The organism is Dongia deserti (assembly GCF_003574735.1).
Taxonomy (GTDB): Bacteria; Pseudomonadota; Alphaproteobacteria; order Dongiales; family Dongiaceae; genus Dongia_A; species Dongia_A deserti.
The window spans coordinates 57811-72885 of the sequence record NZ_QORW01000026.1 but is presented as its reverse complement, the minus strand read 5'-3'; the positions used below and the strand labels follow the sequence as shown (position 1 = coordinate 72885).

Sequence of the window (15075 nt, the reverse complement as noted above, 5' to 3'; positions counted from 1 at the left end):
TGCGCGCCGATGCTGGGCCCTGCCGACTCCTTGCAGAAGTCAAAGACGACAACGTGCCAAGCCTGCGCCTGTTCGACACATTAGGATTCGTCCGCCAGGATCAAGCGGCTGGTTTCCAATCCTTCATCCTCGACTTGACCTGATAAAAGGGGCCTAGAATCGTGTAATGGTTTCGACAGGGGCGGCCATAGTTGGGTGGACTGGGTGGGTCGCATCCTGATCAACTCGGCCGAACGGCGACTAGTGGCATTGAGCTATGGTTCGATGAACGGGGCGAGATAAAGGGGGGCCAGAATGAGACTTCCGCTTTGGTCGTCGCGTCGGTGGCAGCAATCTACGGTTCCAATTGCTGGGCTGGCTTTGAGACTGGCGAGAGTCTCTATGAGCGATGCACAGTGTCGCCCTCCGACTCGCTCTACTATTCGGCCCAAGCACATTGCGTTGCATACATCACCGGCATCTTTGACATGATTGAGATGAATGCCAGCGTCAAAGGTGAGGACGGCAAGAGTCCAAAACAGGATGTCTGTGCCCCTGCGGATGATCAGCGTTGGGCGCGCAATGGGCATCCAAATGCAGATAGCGCATTGAAACTGTATGTAGCGAGACTCACCTATCAATCAACTACAGTCTTGAACTCTCAACGTTCTGCCCTGCGAATTCCCCTCACAAGGGAGTTCATGCGATGGTGCGCACCCGTTCGCAACGGTGTTGCCGAAAGTGCAAGACGAGCAATTCGAATTCGCCGACAGCACGGTGCTCGACGCCGCTTATTTTGTCGCCGGCGGAGTGCAAGTGGCTGTTCAGCAGGGGCTGGATCAGATCGTGGCGTGAGTTTCGAGCTACGCGCAAATCGGCGGAACTCTGCATACATCGATGTTGCCCGCAGCCCACTGCTGCGCGCAACATCGATCGTACGAGGGTGTCAAAGCGACGGCGAGGGCAGTTCAGGTGGGCACGCAGAGGGCACGCAAATGCATTTAACTCATTGAAACTCCGTGTAGCCAGATTGAGCTGACTTGATCAATAACACTCTGGATCTCTTAGCTTTCTGGCTCTAGGCTGCCCGCTCATAACGGTGTTGTCGTGGGTCGGACCAGGATGAATGGCTTGTTGTGTTGCGATCATTCGGCCGCAAGAGGTGCGCCGGCGACCGAGGGTGATTCCCGGATCGGGCGTTGAGATGATGCATCATCCTCCAGCCCTTTGATTGGACGGCGTTTCTTGGTCAGCAGAGCAGTGACGAACCTATCCCACTTCTTCATGCCCGCGCGCTTCTCCCGCATGTAGTTCCAGCGATCGTAGCTCTTTGAGCTGACATCCTGCAGCGCGTGGTTCTGAAGTCTGTCTCTGATCTCCTTCGATACGCCCGCTTTGCCAGCGAGCGTCTTCCAAGTCCGGCGCAGGTCGCGGTTGGTCACGACGGGAATGACTCCCCGGTCGCGCTGTCGCCATATGAAGCTGTAGAGCGTCCCGTGGCTGATCGGCCTCGAGGGATCCTTCGCGGACGGAAAGAACCAGCCAGACTTGTTGGGCTTGATCGACTCGATGAGCTCGGCCGCGAGCCCCGGCACGGGGATCGCGTGCGGCTTCGAATTCTTGGTCTTCGACCAGTCTATAATCCGCTCTTTGGCGTCCCATTGATCGATATGGAGTGCCGCTATTTCCTCGACGCGCTGCCCCGTGAGCATCAGAATGCGAACTGCGCGGGTATAAGGCGGATGAACTGGCGTGTCGGGACATTCGAGCCAGCGATAGAGCCGAACGAACTCGTCCTCGTCCAACCAGCGGGTACCAACGACTTTCGGTTCTGTGGGGATACCGGCCGCTGGATTGTAGACGAGGCGAAACCGTCGCGGTTTCGCGCTCCTGTAATCGTGCTCGGACTTCGTGCCCCAACTGAATGCGGAGTGGATATAGCTGCGAACGTGATCGGCCATTGACTTCTTGCCGCGCTCATAAATGGGCCGAATGACCTCGACGACTTCTTCGGACTCGATTTCACGTGCCGGCCGATTTCGCCCGAGAGTATCGGCTATCTTGTTCAGACCCTTCTCGACGTCTTTCCATGAAGATTGATTGTTGCTCTTAAGATGCTCGACGTACGCCTCAAAGAGATCAGCGACCGTGCCAGGTCGTGTGTCCCCAGCGATTTTGATGCTACGGCCCCGCTGAATCATGTCCGCGAAATCTCGCTTGAATATCTCGCGGGCCTCGCCGAGGGGCATCGATGGATAGGAGCCGATCTTCTTCTTGAGCCGCTTCTGATCGCGCCACTGCTGCACCATCCAGTCAGCGGTGACGCGCGTCGGCATGGGTTTCATCACCAGAACGAGCCGGCCGGTGCCATGACCTTCGCCATCGACGAGGCTAACCTGTTTTCCCGTCTCCTCCGCGCGCTTCAGCGCTCGGCGAATTTCTCCATCTGTCAAGCTCGGCACTGGGCTCTCCCGTCGGCTTTCGAGTGGGGTCGCGAGACGGCTAACCGGGGCCGGCGACTGGGGTCAAAACCGCCACCAATCCCCTGGAACAGCCCCCAATATGCCATTGCACCCGGGAGTGCGCCAAGTCAAAAAATCATTGTGATTCAAGCAGTAGATGCGTGATCGAGCGTGATCAGGAAGGGCCAAGTAGGATGGTTGTGCGCCATGATCAAGGCGGAGGCGCCGAGCTCCAGCGCGCGCTTCACCACCTCGCGCACATAGAGCGGCGTGTGGTTGACCGTGCCCCTGCTCTGCATCTCGTCCGCTACCAGCGCGTTGCGACCGTCGAGGAAGAACAGGCGCAGCTGCTCCTCGCGCTGATGCGCCATGACGGAGTGACAGTAATCCAGCACCTTGTTCCAGGAATCGAGCACGGGCTTGTCCAGCACCTCGCGCTTCAGCATGCGCTGCGCGACCGCCTGCACCAGCTTCAGCGCGACGATGGTGCCGTCGCCAACATCGTCCACCTTGCGCAAGGCATCGGGATGCGCGGCCATGACGCCAGGCAAGCTGCCGAACTGCTTCAGCAGCGCCTTGGCGATCGGCTTGCAGTCGATGCGCGGGCGCGCCAGAGTCAGCAACAGTTCGATGATCTCGTAGTCGGCGAGAGCCTCGGCCCCCTGTTCCAGGAACTTTTCGCGCAAGCGCTCGCGATGGCCCAGATAATGCGGCTTATCGGGCGCGTCCTCGGGCACGATGTCACGCGGAGTAGGGTGGGCGATCCCAGCCTTTGGGGGACAGGGTGAAGATCTCGTAGCCGGTCTCGGTCACGGCGATCGTATGCTCGAACTGCGCGCTCAGCTTCTTGTCGCGCGTGACGGCGGTCCAGCCATCATCGAGGATCTTCACTTCGTGGCGGCCGGCATTGATCATCGGCTCGACCGTGAAGAACATGCCGGGCTTCAGGACCGGACCGCTGCCCGGCCGGCCGAAATGCAGGACCGAGGGCGAGTCATGGAACACACGCCCGATGCCGTGGCCGCAGAAATCACGCACCACGGAATAGCGGTGCTTCTCGGCATAGGTCTGGATCGCGTGGCCGATCTCGCCGAGCCTGATGCCGGGCCTCACCAGTTCGACGCCGCGCATCATGCATTCATAGGTGACGTCCACCAGCTTCGCCGCCTGCACGCCGACCTTGCCGACCAGGAACATGCGGCTGGTGTCGCCGTGCCAGCCATCGACGATCACCGTGATGTCGATGTTGACGATGTCGCCATCCAGCAGCTTTTTCGGGCCCGGAATGCCGTGGCAGACCACGTGATTGATGGAGGTGCAGATCGAGCGCGGGAAGCCGCGATAGTTCAGCGGAGCCGGGATCGCGCCGTGGCCGACGATGAAGCCATGGCACAGGCGGTCCAGCTCATCCGTGGTGACGCCCGGCACGACATGGGGGGTGATGAAGTCGAGCGTCTCGGCCGCCAGCTTGCCGGCCTTGCGCATCCCCTCGAACGCCGCCTCATCGTGGATCTTGATCTTGCGATCTTCGTAGTCCCACTCGTCAACGACGTCTTTCTTTTGCATCTGGGTGCCTGGAACTTCACGCATCATCCCTCGTCTCCTCGGGGGATAGATACGGTCGAACCCACCGCCACGCAAGCCATCCAGGCCTGCATTCCCCTCAGGGCATCAATTCTACAGTATTGTCAGAGGTTTGCGTAGCTCGATCCCGTCCGGCGAGACGGCGCAGTCATAGGCCAGAATCCGCACTTTGGCGCGGTCCACGGCGGCAAGTGCCGCTTCATAGGCCGGGTCGATGTCGCCGGCGACCCGGAAGGCGGTGCAATCCGGCCGTTGCGCCAGGAACAGAAGGGTCGCTTTCGCCCCGCTGGCGGCGAGTCGGGACAACGCCTCCAGATGTCGGGCGCCTCGGCTGCTTCGGGCGTCCGGCCATTCTGCCAAGCCGGTTTGCCGGCTCATGGTCACGCTCTTCACCTCCAGCCAGCAGTCTGGCCCGTCGCCGCCGGATAGGTGAAAATCGAGGCGCGAGGCATCGCCGTCCGGCACCTCCCGCCGCGCGATCGGCCAACCCGCCAGCTCTGGAATGGCACCGGCCGCTAGCGCTTCCGCCACGACTATGTTGGCCCGGGCGGTGTTGATGCCGATGCAGCCCGTGGATGCCTCTTCCAGCTCCCAGGAATAGGCGAGCTTGCGCGCTGTTCCCGTGTGATGGCTGAGCCAGCAGCGCCGCCCCGCGACCGCCAGGCTCAGCATCGACCCCGGATTGGCGCAATGGACGGTGGTGTGGCTGCCGTCCGCCATCCGCATGTCGGCCAGGAAGCGCTTGTAACGGCGCAGCAGAGTCGCCGGGATCAGGGGTTGTGCATATTTCATGGAAGAGCAGGCAGGCTAAGGAACTGGCGCCATGTTGCAACTTCGACTCGATCCCGGCAAGGTAGCGCCGAATTTCGAATGGACCAATCGGATGCGAACTCTGACCTCGATAGGCCTGGCTGCGCTGCTGGCGGGCTGCTCGCTCTTTTCGACCACGACATCCTGGACCAAGCCCGGCGTGACACCGGAGCAGGCCGAGGCGGATCTCGATTCCTGCAAGCGTGTGGCGCGTTCGCACGAGAAGACCGATGCAGATATCGAGCAGGACCGGTCGGTCGTATTGGATGACACGCAGGGCGCGATCGATACGGGCGTATCCCAGGATATCACTCGCCACCGGAGCCGCCAGCGCTTCGACGAGTTCGTCGACGATTGCATGCGCCAGCTTGGCTATTCGCCCGTTCAGTAATCAGATGTCAGATGCCAGATGTCAGAGGTTTGAATCCTGATATCTGAAATCTGATATCTTACATCTCGCCGAAAGCAAACACGTCGATCCATCCAGATGAGCACCCACATTGTCACCGCCGCAGTCCTTCTCATCGGCAACGAGATCCTCTCTGGCCGCACCAAGGACGCGAACCTGAACTATCTCGCGACCGAGTTGACGTCGATCGGCGTGCGCCTGATGGAGGCGCGGGTCGTGCCGGACGTGCCGGAAGCGATCATCAAGGCTGTCAACGAGCTGCGCGCCGCTTATGACTACCTCTTCACGACCGGCGGGATCGGGCCGACCCATGACGACATCACGGCGGAATGCATCGCGAAGGCGTTCGGCGTTCCGCTGATCAAGGACCCGCGGGCGGTCCGGTTGCTCACCAATCACTATGGCGAGGCGAACCTGACCGAGGCGCGGCTGCGCATGGCGCATATGCCGGAAGGCGCGACGATGGTCGAGAATCCGGTGTCGATCGCGCCAGGATTCCAGATCCGCAATGTGTTCGTCCTGGCCGGTGTGCCCGCCATATGCCGCGCGATGTTCGACGGGCTGAAAGGCAGGCTCAGAACCGGTGACAAGGTGCTGTCCGTTACGATCTCCGCTCATGTGGGGGAGGGCGTGATAGCGAAGGGACTTGGCGCGTTGCAGGACCGCTACCCGGAGCTGGAGGTCGGCTCCTATCCGTTCTTCCGGCAGGGCCGGTTCGGCGCCAGCTTCGTGCTGCGCGGAACCGACAACAGCGCCCTAAAGGCTGGCGCCGAGGAACTGCGCACCCTCATCCGCTCGCTGGGGGCGGAGCCGATCGAGGGCGAACCGCAGGAATAGCGCAGGAACGCCAGAAACTCTGACCAGTGCACAGCCTTGATCGTGGTCAAGGTCACGGGCCTATCCCTTCGGGTAAGGTTACAACGAGCGGCCCAAGCGGTTGACTCGCCCAGGAGACCTGGAGACGCGATGAAACGCATTGTGTGCGCCCTGCTAACCTTCATGACACTGCCGGGCATCGCGGCTGGCCCGGCGGCAGCGGCCTGCAAGGACGACCCGCGACCCGCGGTCAACTGGACGCAATGCGTCAAGTCGAAGCTGCTGCTGATGGGGAGGGACCTGAGCTCCGCGAACCTGCAGTCCGCCGATCTCAGTCGCAGCGACCTGACCAGCGCCAATCTCAGCAAGGCGGTGCTGGTGGAGGCGGACTTGTCTTCGGCCCGGCTTGGCGGCGCGAACTTGGCAGGCGCCGATCTCTCCAAGGCGATGATGGACCGCGCCGACCTGCGCGCCGCGGACCTAACTGGCGCCGTGCTGGTGAAGGCCGAGCTGCATCGCACCAAGCTGAGCGAGGCGAAGCTGGTGGGCGTCAACCTGGAGAAGGCGGAACTGGGACGGGCGTCGCTGGCGAACACCGATCTCACTGACGCCAATCTCGAGCGCGCCTATCTGGCGCGCGCCGATTTGCGCGGTGCGCTGCTCGCGGGGGCGAACCTGCGCAACGCGGAGCTCTATCTCGCCGACCTGCGCGGCGCGGACCTGAGCCAGGCGCAGAACCTGGAGCAGGAACAGCTCGCGGAAACCTGCGGCGATAAGTCCACGAAGCTGCCCTCAGAATTGACCGCTCCCTCTGAATGGCCCTGCGCCACCCAAGACGCGGAATAGCCCCGGGCTCGGCCCGCGCGGGCGAGGCATTGTCGATCCAACCAGCCTCGTGTTACCCATGCGCCGCCGCCCGCGTGGTGGAATTGGTAGACACAAGGGACTTAAAAACAGTTTTCTTTAGGGTGCGGCGTCCTGCCGCAATCTGGTAAAACTTCATGTGGAAACGGTGAGTTGCGCAGGGCGTGCGGGGCCAACAACCTCGAAGCACTCGAGCGCTAGGAGCCAACTAGGAGCCACAGGCTCGATCGCCGCCGGCTATTCACCTCATGCTGCGAGGCGCGCTGTGGCACGACGAAGGAGAAGAACAACGAACGCGGACGTGGCGAAATCGGTATACGCAGCAGACTTCATTGGAGTGCCCGCGAGGAAACTCACGGAGTAGAACCGCTCAAAGTCGGGGAAAGCTAAAGGAGCAATCCAAGCCGATCCCGAGCCAAGCCCTTCAGGGGAAGGTGTAGAGACTAGACGGGCGGCGCCTGTGGCCGAGAAGCTATGGCGAAGGGATAGTCCAGACCACAAACGCCAACACGGCGGCGGCGAAAGTCGAAGTGGTACGAAAATCTGCTCCCCGTAAGGGGTTGGGGGTTCGAGTCCCCCCGTCCGCACCAACTCCACATCCGCCGTATGGGCGCGTTGGGTTTTCAAGTTCGGTCCGGCTCCCGGGACCGGCGAAACCCGAAAGCTACTGTTCGGTCCTCGTACATCTGCCTAGGCCGGCGCGACGCAGAAACTGACCCTCAGTATATCTGCAAAATGCCGTTGACGAGGTAAACCAACATGGTTTACAAATCGACAACGTCGACCCGTGAATGGACCGGGCGCGCAGCAAGGGGGGCCCCATGAGGAGAGGTTAAGCCGACGGTCGATACCTGCGCCTGCGGGCGTCGGCAAAAAAAGTAAGTGGCGCAACGAGAAAGGCCGAGCTCAGCGGTCACTGAGCTCGGCCCCCAAAATTCGACCTTCCAAGAAGAAAGGCAGCAGTATCATGAGTATTAATCTGAACGTGGTCAAGGGCCGTATGTTCCAGAACGATTTCTGGCTCGGCAGCCTGACCTTCGCCGCAATCGCCAAGTACGTGAAACTACCGGACGATAAGGATTGGGATCCAATCTTCGGAGTGGGCGAGGAAGAGGCGCAGCGTCGTTTGAACAAGGGGCGCGTCAGTAAGGACATTGTTCCTTACCTGCTTGAGAACGACGACGCGTTCTTTTCGTCATTGGCATTGATCCTCGTGCCTATGGGTGACGAACCGCTCGAGGAGGGGCGCGACTTCCAGTTTGAGCCGATTGGCGAAGCAGGCGAACTGGGCGTACTTAAGATCGACGAACACGTCGATATGTTCCCTGCCGACGGTCAGCACCGCAGCGCAGCCATAGTCGAGGCACTCAAGCAGAACCGCGAACGGATGCGTGACCAGCGCGTTCCCGTCGTGATCCTGCCATTCAAGAGCAAGGACCAGGTGCGCCAACTCTTCAGCGACCTCAATCTGCACGCCAAGGGTGCCCCGCAGTCCATCGGCTACAGCTTCGAAACCCGTGACCCCGTCGTCATTGCGACGAAGCGCGTAATGAAGGACATCCGGCTTTTCGATGGGCGCGTAAACGAGGCGACAAACTCGCTTTCGAAGAAGACCCCGGATGTGGTCACTATGGGAACTCTCGTGCAGGCTCATGAAGCGCTGCTCGCTGAGATGTTCCCAGTCAAGGGGAAGGGCAAGACCTTCCGTGATCACGATGAGTTGCACGCGATCCGACAGTTGAATCCGGCCGACCCCAAGGTCGGGACCATCTCGGAGCGTCTGCAGCAAGTCTGGGAGGTCGTATTCGCCGCTCTTCCAGAGTGGGAAGGCGTCCTTGCCGATCGCGTGCATCCGCGCGACCTGCGAGACGGAGATGAAACCAAAGGAACGAAGGGCTACATCTTTGCTTTCGGCATCGGTTGGCAAGCGATCGCACTGGTTGCGGCAGCACTAATCCGGCACAAGCCGGACGACTGGTCGGAGGATCTGGCACGCTGCCTGCGCACGGTCGACTGGCATAAGGGGCCGCACTGGAATGGAATCGCTATGGTGGGTGAGCGGGTGAACAACACCGGTCCGGGCGTCAAGGCCACGGCGGGTTATCTGCTTGAGAAGGGTGGCTTCAGCGAGGGCGACGGCACGGTAATCAAGTCTCTCTTGCAGAACTTGGCTAACTCGCGTTCCGGTCTGCAGGCAGCGGCCTAACTATCCCAGCGAGACCTGTCTTCAAGGGGCGGTGCCAGAGGCTCCGCCCCTTTGCTTTTGATCCCGGACTGCACACGGCCAGTCGCTGCTTGTAACTAATACTCGAGAGCTGCCATTCTGTGATACGTCACCGGTGCGGCTCGGCGCGCTCCTACCGACGCGATCAAACGGGAGCGGCCAAAGGAAGAGGCGTTGCTGATGCCGTCTGGCAAGGAGCATCAGGGTCTTCTTGAGGCTATCGTCTCACTACTCGGCAAGCGCGATCAGGCGTCCATGAAGACCTAAAGAACTCTTGGGAGGTGCGTGATACCTGAGTTGCCGGAAGTTGAAGCTATGCGGAGGACGCTCGCAAGCGCCCTCTGCGAAAAGTCGATTACAGATCTGCGACTTGCACCAGCTGTCAGCAGCCGGTTTGGTGCGATTGGAAACTGCGATTTGGTCGGAAGGAGATTACTTCGCCTCGAGCGACATGGCAAAGTGCTGTTGCTTCACTTGAGCGAGCGCATGTCAGTATACATTCGCCTAGGCATGTCTGGACGGTTGGTTCTGCGGCCGTTCGGCCGACGTCATGACCATTTTTCGATCCACTTCGGCGCCGACACGTGTCTCACTTACAATGACTTCCGTCGATTTGGGGAGGTAATGGTCAGTAGAGGCGATTCAAATGACAAGCTGCGGCAACTCGGTCCCGATGCGCTTAGCAGTGATTTTCGCAGCGCTACACTTGCAATCCAGACCAAGCGACCGATTAAGGCTGTGCTCATGGACCAGAAAATCGTCGCCGGCCTGGGTAACATCTATTCGAGCGAAAGTTTGTTTCGGGCCCACATCAACCCATGTCGGCCGACCAAGACTCTAACCACCGACGAACGATCAGCCATTATCCTCGCCATCAAGGCAACTCTTGCGGCCGCAATAGCGCGCGGTGGATCGACCCTTGATGACTACCGTGGGACCGAAGGCGAAGCCGGAGACTTTGAGAGGCGCTTCGCCGTTTACGGTCGTGTAGGAGACTCCTGCCATAGGTGTGGCACTCACTCGAGAATTGCAACGACAGAAATCGAGCAGCGTACAACTTACTTTTGTAGCACGTGTCAGCATTGAATCGAACCCTGCCTGAGAGTTCATGCCAGCAGGCCAAACTCATCAGCCGCGGAGCCAGGATCCGGTCACCTGAAGCTCTGGCGACTCACACTCATGTTTGCGGTTCGGGAAATTCGCTCCGGTGCTGTCGGTAAGCGATCCACTACGCCTTCGTCTTTGCCTCGAGATCTCAATCGTGTCGCAGCGAACTCTCTCACCAATCTTAGCCATCCGGCCTTTCGTCGCTTCTGCACCTGAAGCAGCCGTCGGGCCCGATCAACGACGATTTTCCCCGCCTGCGGCTCCTCGCGCGCCAAAATCGTCGTTCCCCGCTGCGCGGTGATCTAGTCCGCCGCCCGCTTCGCCCGGTGCGCCGTCGAGAGGCCGCATGGGGCGGTCTCCAGAGTGGTAGGAGAGCCACTATGGCGATCATCGGTACGTTCACGACAGCAGACGACGGATATGTGGGCACCATCGAAACACTAGCCTGCGCACCGGCGCCAGTCCGCATTACGCGGGTGCGGATCAAACCCAACCAGCAGGCACCTGACTATCGAGTCTACCGCGGCAACTCAGAGATTGGCGCAGCTTGGGCCAAGACCGGCAAGGCTGGGCAGCATTACCTAATTGTCACGTTAGATGATCCGGCCTTCGCGACGCCTATCAAATGCCGCTTGGTCATCGCCGATGCCGGGTTCTCTCTCGTATGGACCCGTTGATGAGCACACCGGGCGGGCGCAAAACCCGCCCGGACTATACCGCCTTGGCTAAGACTATACGCGGAACCATGTCAAAGCGATCAATGTGGAAATCCGGACGTACGGAGGCTTCATTTGGCTCCCAACTCGGGCGAAATCCACCCGGGAAATAGATCGTCTTTAGCCCGGCCTCTTTCGCCGGGCGAATGTCTCGATCGAGCTGATCGCCAACCATGAAAGCATTGGCGGGTCGGCGAAGCAGGCGCAGCGCACGCAGATAGATCCTCGGACCCTTCGGAGCTTCAATGACGCGATCAAAGAGGCTCTCCAATCCGTGAACTCTAGCGAGGCGCAGAACCCGATCGCGCCCGCCTTCTGTGATGATAAAGACGACGCTGCCAGCCTCACGTAAGGCCACGAGCCCGTTGCGCACACCAGTACGGAGTGCGGGCAAAGTCCGAAGAGCAGAAAGAAAGGCGCCTTCAATACGGGCAGCCGCGTCATCAGACAGAGTTTGATCCGTATCCGAACTCTGCCATGCCCGTCTCGTCGCTGTTTTCGGCGGCACGCCCTTCAGAACCAAAGCAAGCGCCTTCACCAAGAGCTTCGGCGGATAGCGCAAGCCCGCATGATGGCGTTGGGCGATACTTTGATCGATCGATCTCACAAATCCGAGCCGATCCTCAGTCGGTGCAACCACGCCAACCGCTTTCTCGACAGCCGACAATAGATCTAGCTGCGCAGTGGCGTAGACGGCGTCCGTCTCCCACAGAGTGTTGTCCGCATCTACAAAAACGACAGCTGCTTCGTTCTCTTCTGCTGGCACATCACTCTTCCTGCAAAGGCGACTCTTGGGGCTTGAGCGGCATCGGGGAAATCTTTGAGGGCTCCATCACAGGCTGAGGGAGCTCGCCAGTTGGCGTCCCCGTCGGTGCAGTCTCCGGTGTCACCACATTAGTGTCCGAGACCGTCGACCCTGGCGCGGTCGAGATCCGGCTTTCGGCGGGTACAAGCGCAATCGTAGCGCCCAATGAGATCAGCCAGAGCAGAAGCACACGGATCGACCATGAGAGGATCATCTGCGCAGGTTGAAGATAGCGCAGCTTCTCGGCAACCTTCGCTGCAACGAGATAGCTCTCAACGATGTAGTTTCGGAGGTACCGCAGCTGCAAGTCCGGGGCGACCTGTTCGCCATTTGCGTCGACGAACGACCGCGCCCACGCCTCAGGCGCCACTTCAATGATCGACTTATAGAAGAGATATGAATTGGTCCGCTCTCGCGCACCCGCAGTAGTGTCGGGATACCGAAACTGTGTTCGAGTGGCGTGGAAGACGACAAGAGCACCGCAGATTGCCAGAAAGGCAAACATGGCGAATAGTGCATAGCTAGTCACAATGAGCGCGCGGGCCGCCACTGTGAGATCTGCGTGCGCCAAGCTGGCGTGCAGCGGATAGCTCTCGAAAAACCTTGCAAAGAGAATCCCGGAAAGCGCACTCAAGAAGGTGATGATCGTCAGTAATCGGGTCGCCTTCTGATCTTGGTACTCGGTCAATTCCTTGACCTCATCCAAGCTTTCGCGGCCGCGCTCTAGCGTCTCCTTGATAGTCGCCGTATCGTCTAGCTTCAGATTCGCCAATCCTGCTGCAACTCGTTCAATCATCTCCGCATCAGGTATCTTTTGCCAACGCCCATCGGTCTGCGGAAAACGCGGATAGTAATCAAGCCTGCGGCCGATCAGTGCTCCAAAGAAAGCGCCGACTGGCCCAAGGCGACCCTCCGGCTTCGCTCGACTGATTTCTGTCGCCGTTGGTGTTGCAGACGCGTTCATACATCCACCTCTCGTCAGCGTTTTTCTTAGGTGGGCGACAGCCCTACGCGGCGGTCGCGCTCGCGTAACCACCAAAGCATGGGCACAGCGATCAGTACCATCCAGGCCTTTCCGATCACTTGGCCCACCAGAAAATCCAGACTGCCGAAGGCGAGCCACAGAAAGGCGATGCTATCGATGACTAGTCCGACGACACTGCTTGCGATCGCCGCGACCACAAAGCCACGGCGCTGCAATGGAGTGTAGACAGCCATGTCAGCGAATTCTGAAAACAGAAAGGCGACGGCTGAGGCGAAGACGAGACTCGAAGGCGCGAATGTAGCCGACAAGGCGGCACCCAGCAGAATCGCGCTGGCCGCCCAACGCAGACCTAATCGTCGCTGTACAAGATCCCGCAACACTAGTGCGAGTCCCACAAGCAAGACGCCGCTCGGAGCGGTTATCTCTGGTGCCACCGGAATGAGGCACGGCCCATTGGGCACGCAGACCGTGCCAATGTTGCCGATCATCCAATTCGCTGCTGGGACGCAAGCCGCGAATGCCGCCAGGAAAAAACCACCTTCCAGGCGCCGCCGGCGTTCGAGTTCACGCATGCGCCACCTCCCGCTCAATGGTGCTCGCCTCCGTCTGGGCGCAGTATCGGGCAAACCCATCTGCTCGAAGGCGACAGGCCGGACATTCACCGCAGCCATACCCCCACGCGTGTCGACGACTTCGATCGCCGAGATAACACGTGTGCGTCTCCTGCGTGACAAGTTCGACCAGAGCATCGCCGCCGAGAGTTCTGGCCAGTTTCCAAGTCTGCGCCTTGTCAATCCACATCAGCGGCATGTGCAGAACGAAGCGCCGCTCCATGCCAAGATTAAGCGTCACCTGCAGCGCCTTGATCGTGTCGTCGCGGCAGTCCGGATAGCCAGAGTAGTCCGTCTCGCACATGCCACCAACTAGGTGCCGCAGCCCCCGCCGATAGGCCAGCGCCGCAGCGAAGGTGAGGAAGACGAGATTCCGGCCTGGCACGAACGTGTTCGGCAGCCCGCTATCGCCCATCTCAATCGCAACATCACGAGTGAGGGCGGTGTTCGACACCTCGCCGAGCGCAGTGAGTCCCAGAACGTGGTCCTCCTTGAGCCTTTTGGCCCAATAAAGATTGAGGTCCATCAGGCCCTGGCGCAGACGCTGGCGACAGTCCAATTCGATGCGATGCCGCTGTCCGTACTCAAAGCCCACGGTTTCCACATGCTCGAATCGGTCAAGGGCCCACGCCAGACATGTCGTGGAATCCTGACCGCCCGAGAACAACACCAGGGCCCTTTCGTTGTCTATCATCGTGCGTCCTCTCGCGGTCCGAAGTAGCTGCAAGATTCTCCGTTGCTGTCCCGATAGACCGTGACACGTGCCAAACCTGCGCCGACCGATGACAGCCGCTTCCAAATCCACACCGATAGATTCTCCATCGTCGCCGGTCCGAGATCCGTCACCTCATCGAGAAACCGGTGATCCAGGCCGTTTCGGACGTCCTCCAGAACTCGCGCAAAGAGCCCAAGATCAACAACCATTCCGGATTTTGGGTCCGCCTCACCCCGTATTGTCACTTCGGCGCGGTACGAGTGTCCGTGGATCCGACGGCTAGGTTCAGCGTCAATTGCCCGATGAAGGGTGTGCGCAGCCTCGAAGCGAAACTGCTTGCAGAGTTCAAACATCACGGAATCCCAAGGAGCTTGTGCGTTTGTAGGCTCAGGCGCCAACGTGGGTGCGCGAGACAGTATGCGATCGCCGCATCTGTATTCGCTTGGCGGTTACTACCGTCCATTGGCTGCAACCACCAATGCTCAAATTCAAGCGCCTCGAGACTTTCAGGATCGAGGTTCGACTGAGGATAGACCAGCTTGAGTTCACTACCCCGCACGACAACGAGTGATGCGCCGGCTTTGGGGCTGACGCAGATCCAATCCAGACCCTTTGGTACTGGCTGGGTTCCGTTTGTCTCTACCGCGCATTCGAAACCGCGCTCCTTCACTGCCTGGAGCAGATCATCATCGAGTTGCAGCAGAGGCTCGCCGCCAGTAAAGACGACAAACCGGCGCGCATAATCACCTTGCCACGTAGCCTCCAGGGCTTCTGCCAACTCGTCGGGCGAATCAAATCGCCCCCCTCCTAGTCCATTTACGCCTACGAATTCGGTGTCACAGAACCGACAAACGGCAGCTTCACGGTCTGCCTCGCGGCCGGACCAGAGATTGCAGCCGGAGAACCGACAAAACACCGCTACGCGTCCAACCTGAGCGCCTTCGCCCTGTAGCGTCTTGAAGATTTCCTTCACCGCATAGCTCATGGC

The 15075-nt window shown here is 59.9% G+C and carries 16 protein-coding genes; 6 read left to right on the top strand and 10 right to left on the bottom strand.

Going from position 1 to position 15075, the window contains the following annotated elements; genetic code table 11:
- Window positions 1-1124: 1124 nt before the first annotated feature.
- The 4 genes from DTX69_RS27320 to sfsA form a co-directional block, all read right to left on the bottom strand.
- The gene (locus DTX69_RS27320; RefSeq protein ID WP_119304757.1) at window positions 1125-2441 is read right to left on the bottom strand and encodes a tyrosine-type recombinase/integrase; all 1317 of its coding nucleotides are present in this window, start codon (window positions 2439-2441) and stop codon (window positions 1125-1127) included.
- A gap of 146 nt (window positions 2442-2587) precedes the next feature.
- On the bottom strand, window positions 2588-3178 hold the full coding sequence (locus tag DTX69_RS27315; RefSeq protein WP_284736108.1) for a JAB domain-containing protein: 591 nt from the start codon (window positions 3176-3178) through the stop codon (window positions 2588-2590).
- Between the two features lie 4 nt (window positions 3179-3182).
- Window positions 3183-4031, bottom strand: a complete 849-nt coding sequence (gene map, locus DTX69_RS27310; protein WP_284736110.1) for a type I methionyl aminopeptidase — start codon at window positions 4029-4031, stop codon at window positions 3183-3185.
- 87 nt (window positions 4032-4118) lie between these two features.
- On the bottom strand, window positions 4119-4817 hold the full coding sequence (gene sfsA / locus DTX69_RS27305; protein ID WP_119304755.1) for a DNA/RNA nuclease SfsA: 699 nt from the start codon (window positions 4815-4817) through the stop codon (window positions 4119-4121).
- A 31-nt stretch (window positions 4818-4848) separates the two neighbouring features.
- On the opposite strand from sfsA, the gene DTX69_RS27300 reads away from it, so the two are divergent.
- The 6 genes from DTX69_RS27300 to DTX69_RS27275 all read left to right on the top strand — a co-directional run bounded on the left by DTX69_RS27300 (window position 4849) and on the right by DTX69_RS27275 (window position 10932).
- Window positions 4849-5226: a hypothetical protein gene (locus DTX69_RS27300; RefSeq protein WP_119304754.1), complete on the top strand. Its 378-nt coding sequence runs from the start codon at window positions 4849-4851 to the stop codon at window positions 5224-5226.
- A gap of 96 nt (window positions 5227-5322) precedes the next feature.
- Window positions 5323-6081 (top strand): competence/damage-inducible protein A, encoded by a 759-nt coding sequence (locus tag DTX69_RS27295; RefSeq protein WP_119304753.1) that lies wholly within the window; start codon window positions 5323-5325, stop codon window positions 6079-6081.
- A gap of 129 nt (window positions 6082-6210) precedes the next feature.
- Window positions 6211-6906 (top strand): pentapeptide repeat-containing protein, encoded by a 696-nt coding sequence (locus tag DTX69_RS27290; protein ID WP_119304752.1) that lies wholly within the window; start codon window positions 6211-6213, stop codon window positions 6904-6906.
- Between the two features lie 985 nt (window positions 6907-7891).
- Window positions 7892-9130, top strand: coding sequence for a DNA sulfur modification protein DndB (locus tag DTX69_RS27285; protein WP_119304751.1), 1239 nt, complete (start codon window positions 7892-7894; stop codon window positions 9128-9130).
- Window positions 9131-9433: 303 nt separating this feature from the next.
- Window positions 9434-10234: a bifunctional DNA-formamidopyrimidine glycosylase/DNA-(apurinic or apyrimidinic site) lyase gene (mutM, locus tag DTX69_RS31145; protein ID WP_407644003.1), complete on the top strand. Its 801-nt coding sequence runs from the start codon at window positions 9434-9436 to the stop codon at window positions 10232-10234.
- 401 nt (window positions 10235-10635) lie between these two features.
- Window positions 10636-10932, top strand: a complete 297-nt coding sequence (locus tag DTX69_RS27275; RefSeq protein ID WP_119304749.1) for a DUF736 domain-containing protein — start codon at window positions 10636-10638, stop codon at window positions 10930-10932.
- 34 nt (window positions 10933-10966) lie between these two features.
- On the opposite strand, the gene DTX69_RS27270 is transcribed toward DTX69_RS27275, so the two are convergent.
- The 6 genes from DTX69_RS27270 to queE are packed head-to-tail and all read right to left on the bottom strand — an operon-like array spanning window position 10967 to window position 15072.
- Complete coding sequence (locus DTX69_RS27270) at window positions 10967-11737, bottom strand: HAD family hydrolase (protein ID WP_119304748.1); 771 nt, start codon at window positions 11735-11737, stop codon at window positions 10967-10969.
- A 1-nt stretch (window position 11738) separates the two neighbouring features.
- Entirely contained in the window at window positions 11739-12740 is a 1002-nt protein-coding gene (locus tag DTX69_RS27265; RefSeq protein WP_162917606.1) for a hypothetical protein, read from the bottom strand.
- Between the two features lie 26 nt (window positions 12741-12766).
- Window positions 12767-13333: a VUT family protein gene (locus DTX69_RS27260; protein WP_119304746.1), complete on the bottom strand. Its 567-nt coding sequence runs from the start codon at window positions 13331-13333 to the stop codon at window positions 12767-12769.
- A complete protein-coding gene (gene queC / locus DTX69_RS27255; RefSeq protein ID WP_119304745.1) occupies window positions 13326-14066 on the bottom strand; it encodes a 7-cyano-7-deazaguanine synthase QueC in 741 nt (246 codons plus the stop codon). The genes DTX69_RS27260 and queC overlap by 8 nt, the downstream gene beginning before the upstream one ends.
- Window positions 14063-14440, bottom strand: a complete 378-nt coding sequence (locus DTX69_RS27250) for a 6-pyruvoyl trahydropterin synthase family protein (protein ID WP_119304744.1) — start codon at window positions 14438-14440, stop codon at window positions 14063-14065. The genes queC and DTX69_RS27250 overlap by 4 nt, the downstream gene beginning before the upstream one ends.
- Entirely contained in the window at window positions 14440-15072 is a 633-nt protein-coding gene (gene queE / locus DTX69_RS27245) for a 7-carboxy-7-deazaguanine synthase (protein ID WP_119304743.1), read from the bottom strand. Before queE ends, DTX69_RS27250 begins: the two co-directional genes overlap by 1 nt.
- Window positions 15073-15075: the final 3 nt, after the last annotated feature.

Excerpts from the sequence above, each read along its gene's own strand:
- map (WP_284736110.1), bottom strand. The coding sequence starts at position 4,031 with ATGCGTGAAGTTCCAGGCACCCAGATGCAAAAGAAAGACGTCGTTGAC.
- sfsA (WP_119304755.1), bottom strand. The coding sequence starts at position 4,817 with ATGAAATATGCACAACCCCTGATCCCGGCGACTCTGCTGCGCCGTTAC.
- DTX69_RS27300 (WP_119304754.1), top strand. The coding sequence starts at position 4,849 with ATGTTGCAACTTCGACTCGATCCCGGCAAGGTAGCGCCGAATTTCGAA.
- DTX69_RS27295 (WP_119304753.1), top strand. The coding sequence starts at position 5,323 with ATGAGCACCCACATTGTCACCGCCGCAGTCCTTCTCATCGGCAACGAG.
- DTX69_RS27290 (WP_119304752.1), top strand. The coding sequence starts at position 6,211 with ATGAAACGCATTGTGTGCGCCCTGCTAACCTTCATGACACTGCCGGGC.
- DTX69_RS27285 (WP_119304751.1), top strand. The coding sequence starts at position 7,892 with ATGAGTATTAATCTGAACGTGGTCAAGGGCCGTATGTTCCAGAACGAT.
- DTX69_RS27275 (WP_119304749.1), top strand. The coding sequence starts at position 10,636 with ATGGCGATCATCGGTACGTTCACGACAGCAGACGACGGATATGTGGGC.
- DTX69_RS27265 (WP_162917606.1), bottom strand. The coding sequence starts at position 12,740 with ATGAACGCGTCTGCAACACCAACGGCGACAGAAATCAGTCGAGCGAAG.
- DTX69_RS27260 (WP_119304746.1), bottom strand. The coding sequence starts at position 13,333 with ATGCGTGAACTCGAACGCCGGCGGCGCCTGGAAGGTGGTTTTTTCCTG.
- queC (WP_119304745.1), bottom strand. The coding sequence starts at position 14,066 with ATGATAGACAACGAAAGGGCCCTGGTGTTGTTCTCGGGCGGTCAGGAT.
- DTX69_RS27250 (WP_119304744.1), bottom strand. The coding sequence starts at position 14,440 with ATGTTTGAACTCTGCAAGCAGTTTCGCTTCGAGGCTGCGCACACCCTT.
- queE (WP_119304743.1), bottom strand. The coding sequence starts at position 15,072 with ATGAGCTATGCGGTGAAGGAAATCTTCAAGACGCTACAGGGCGAAGGC.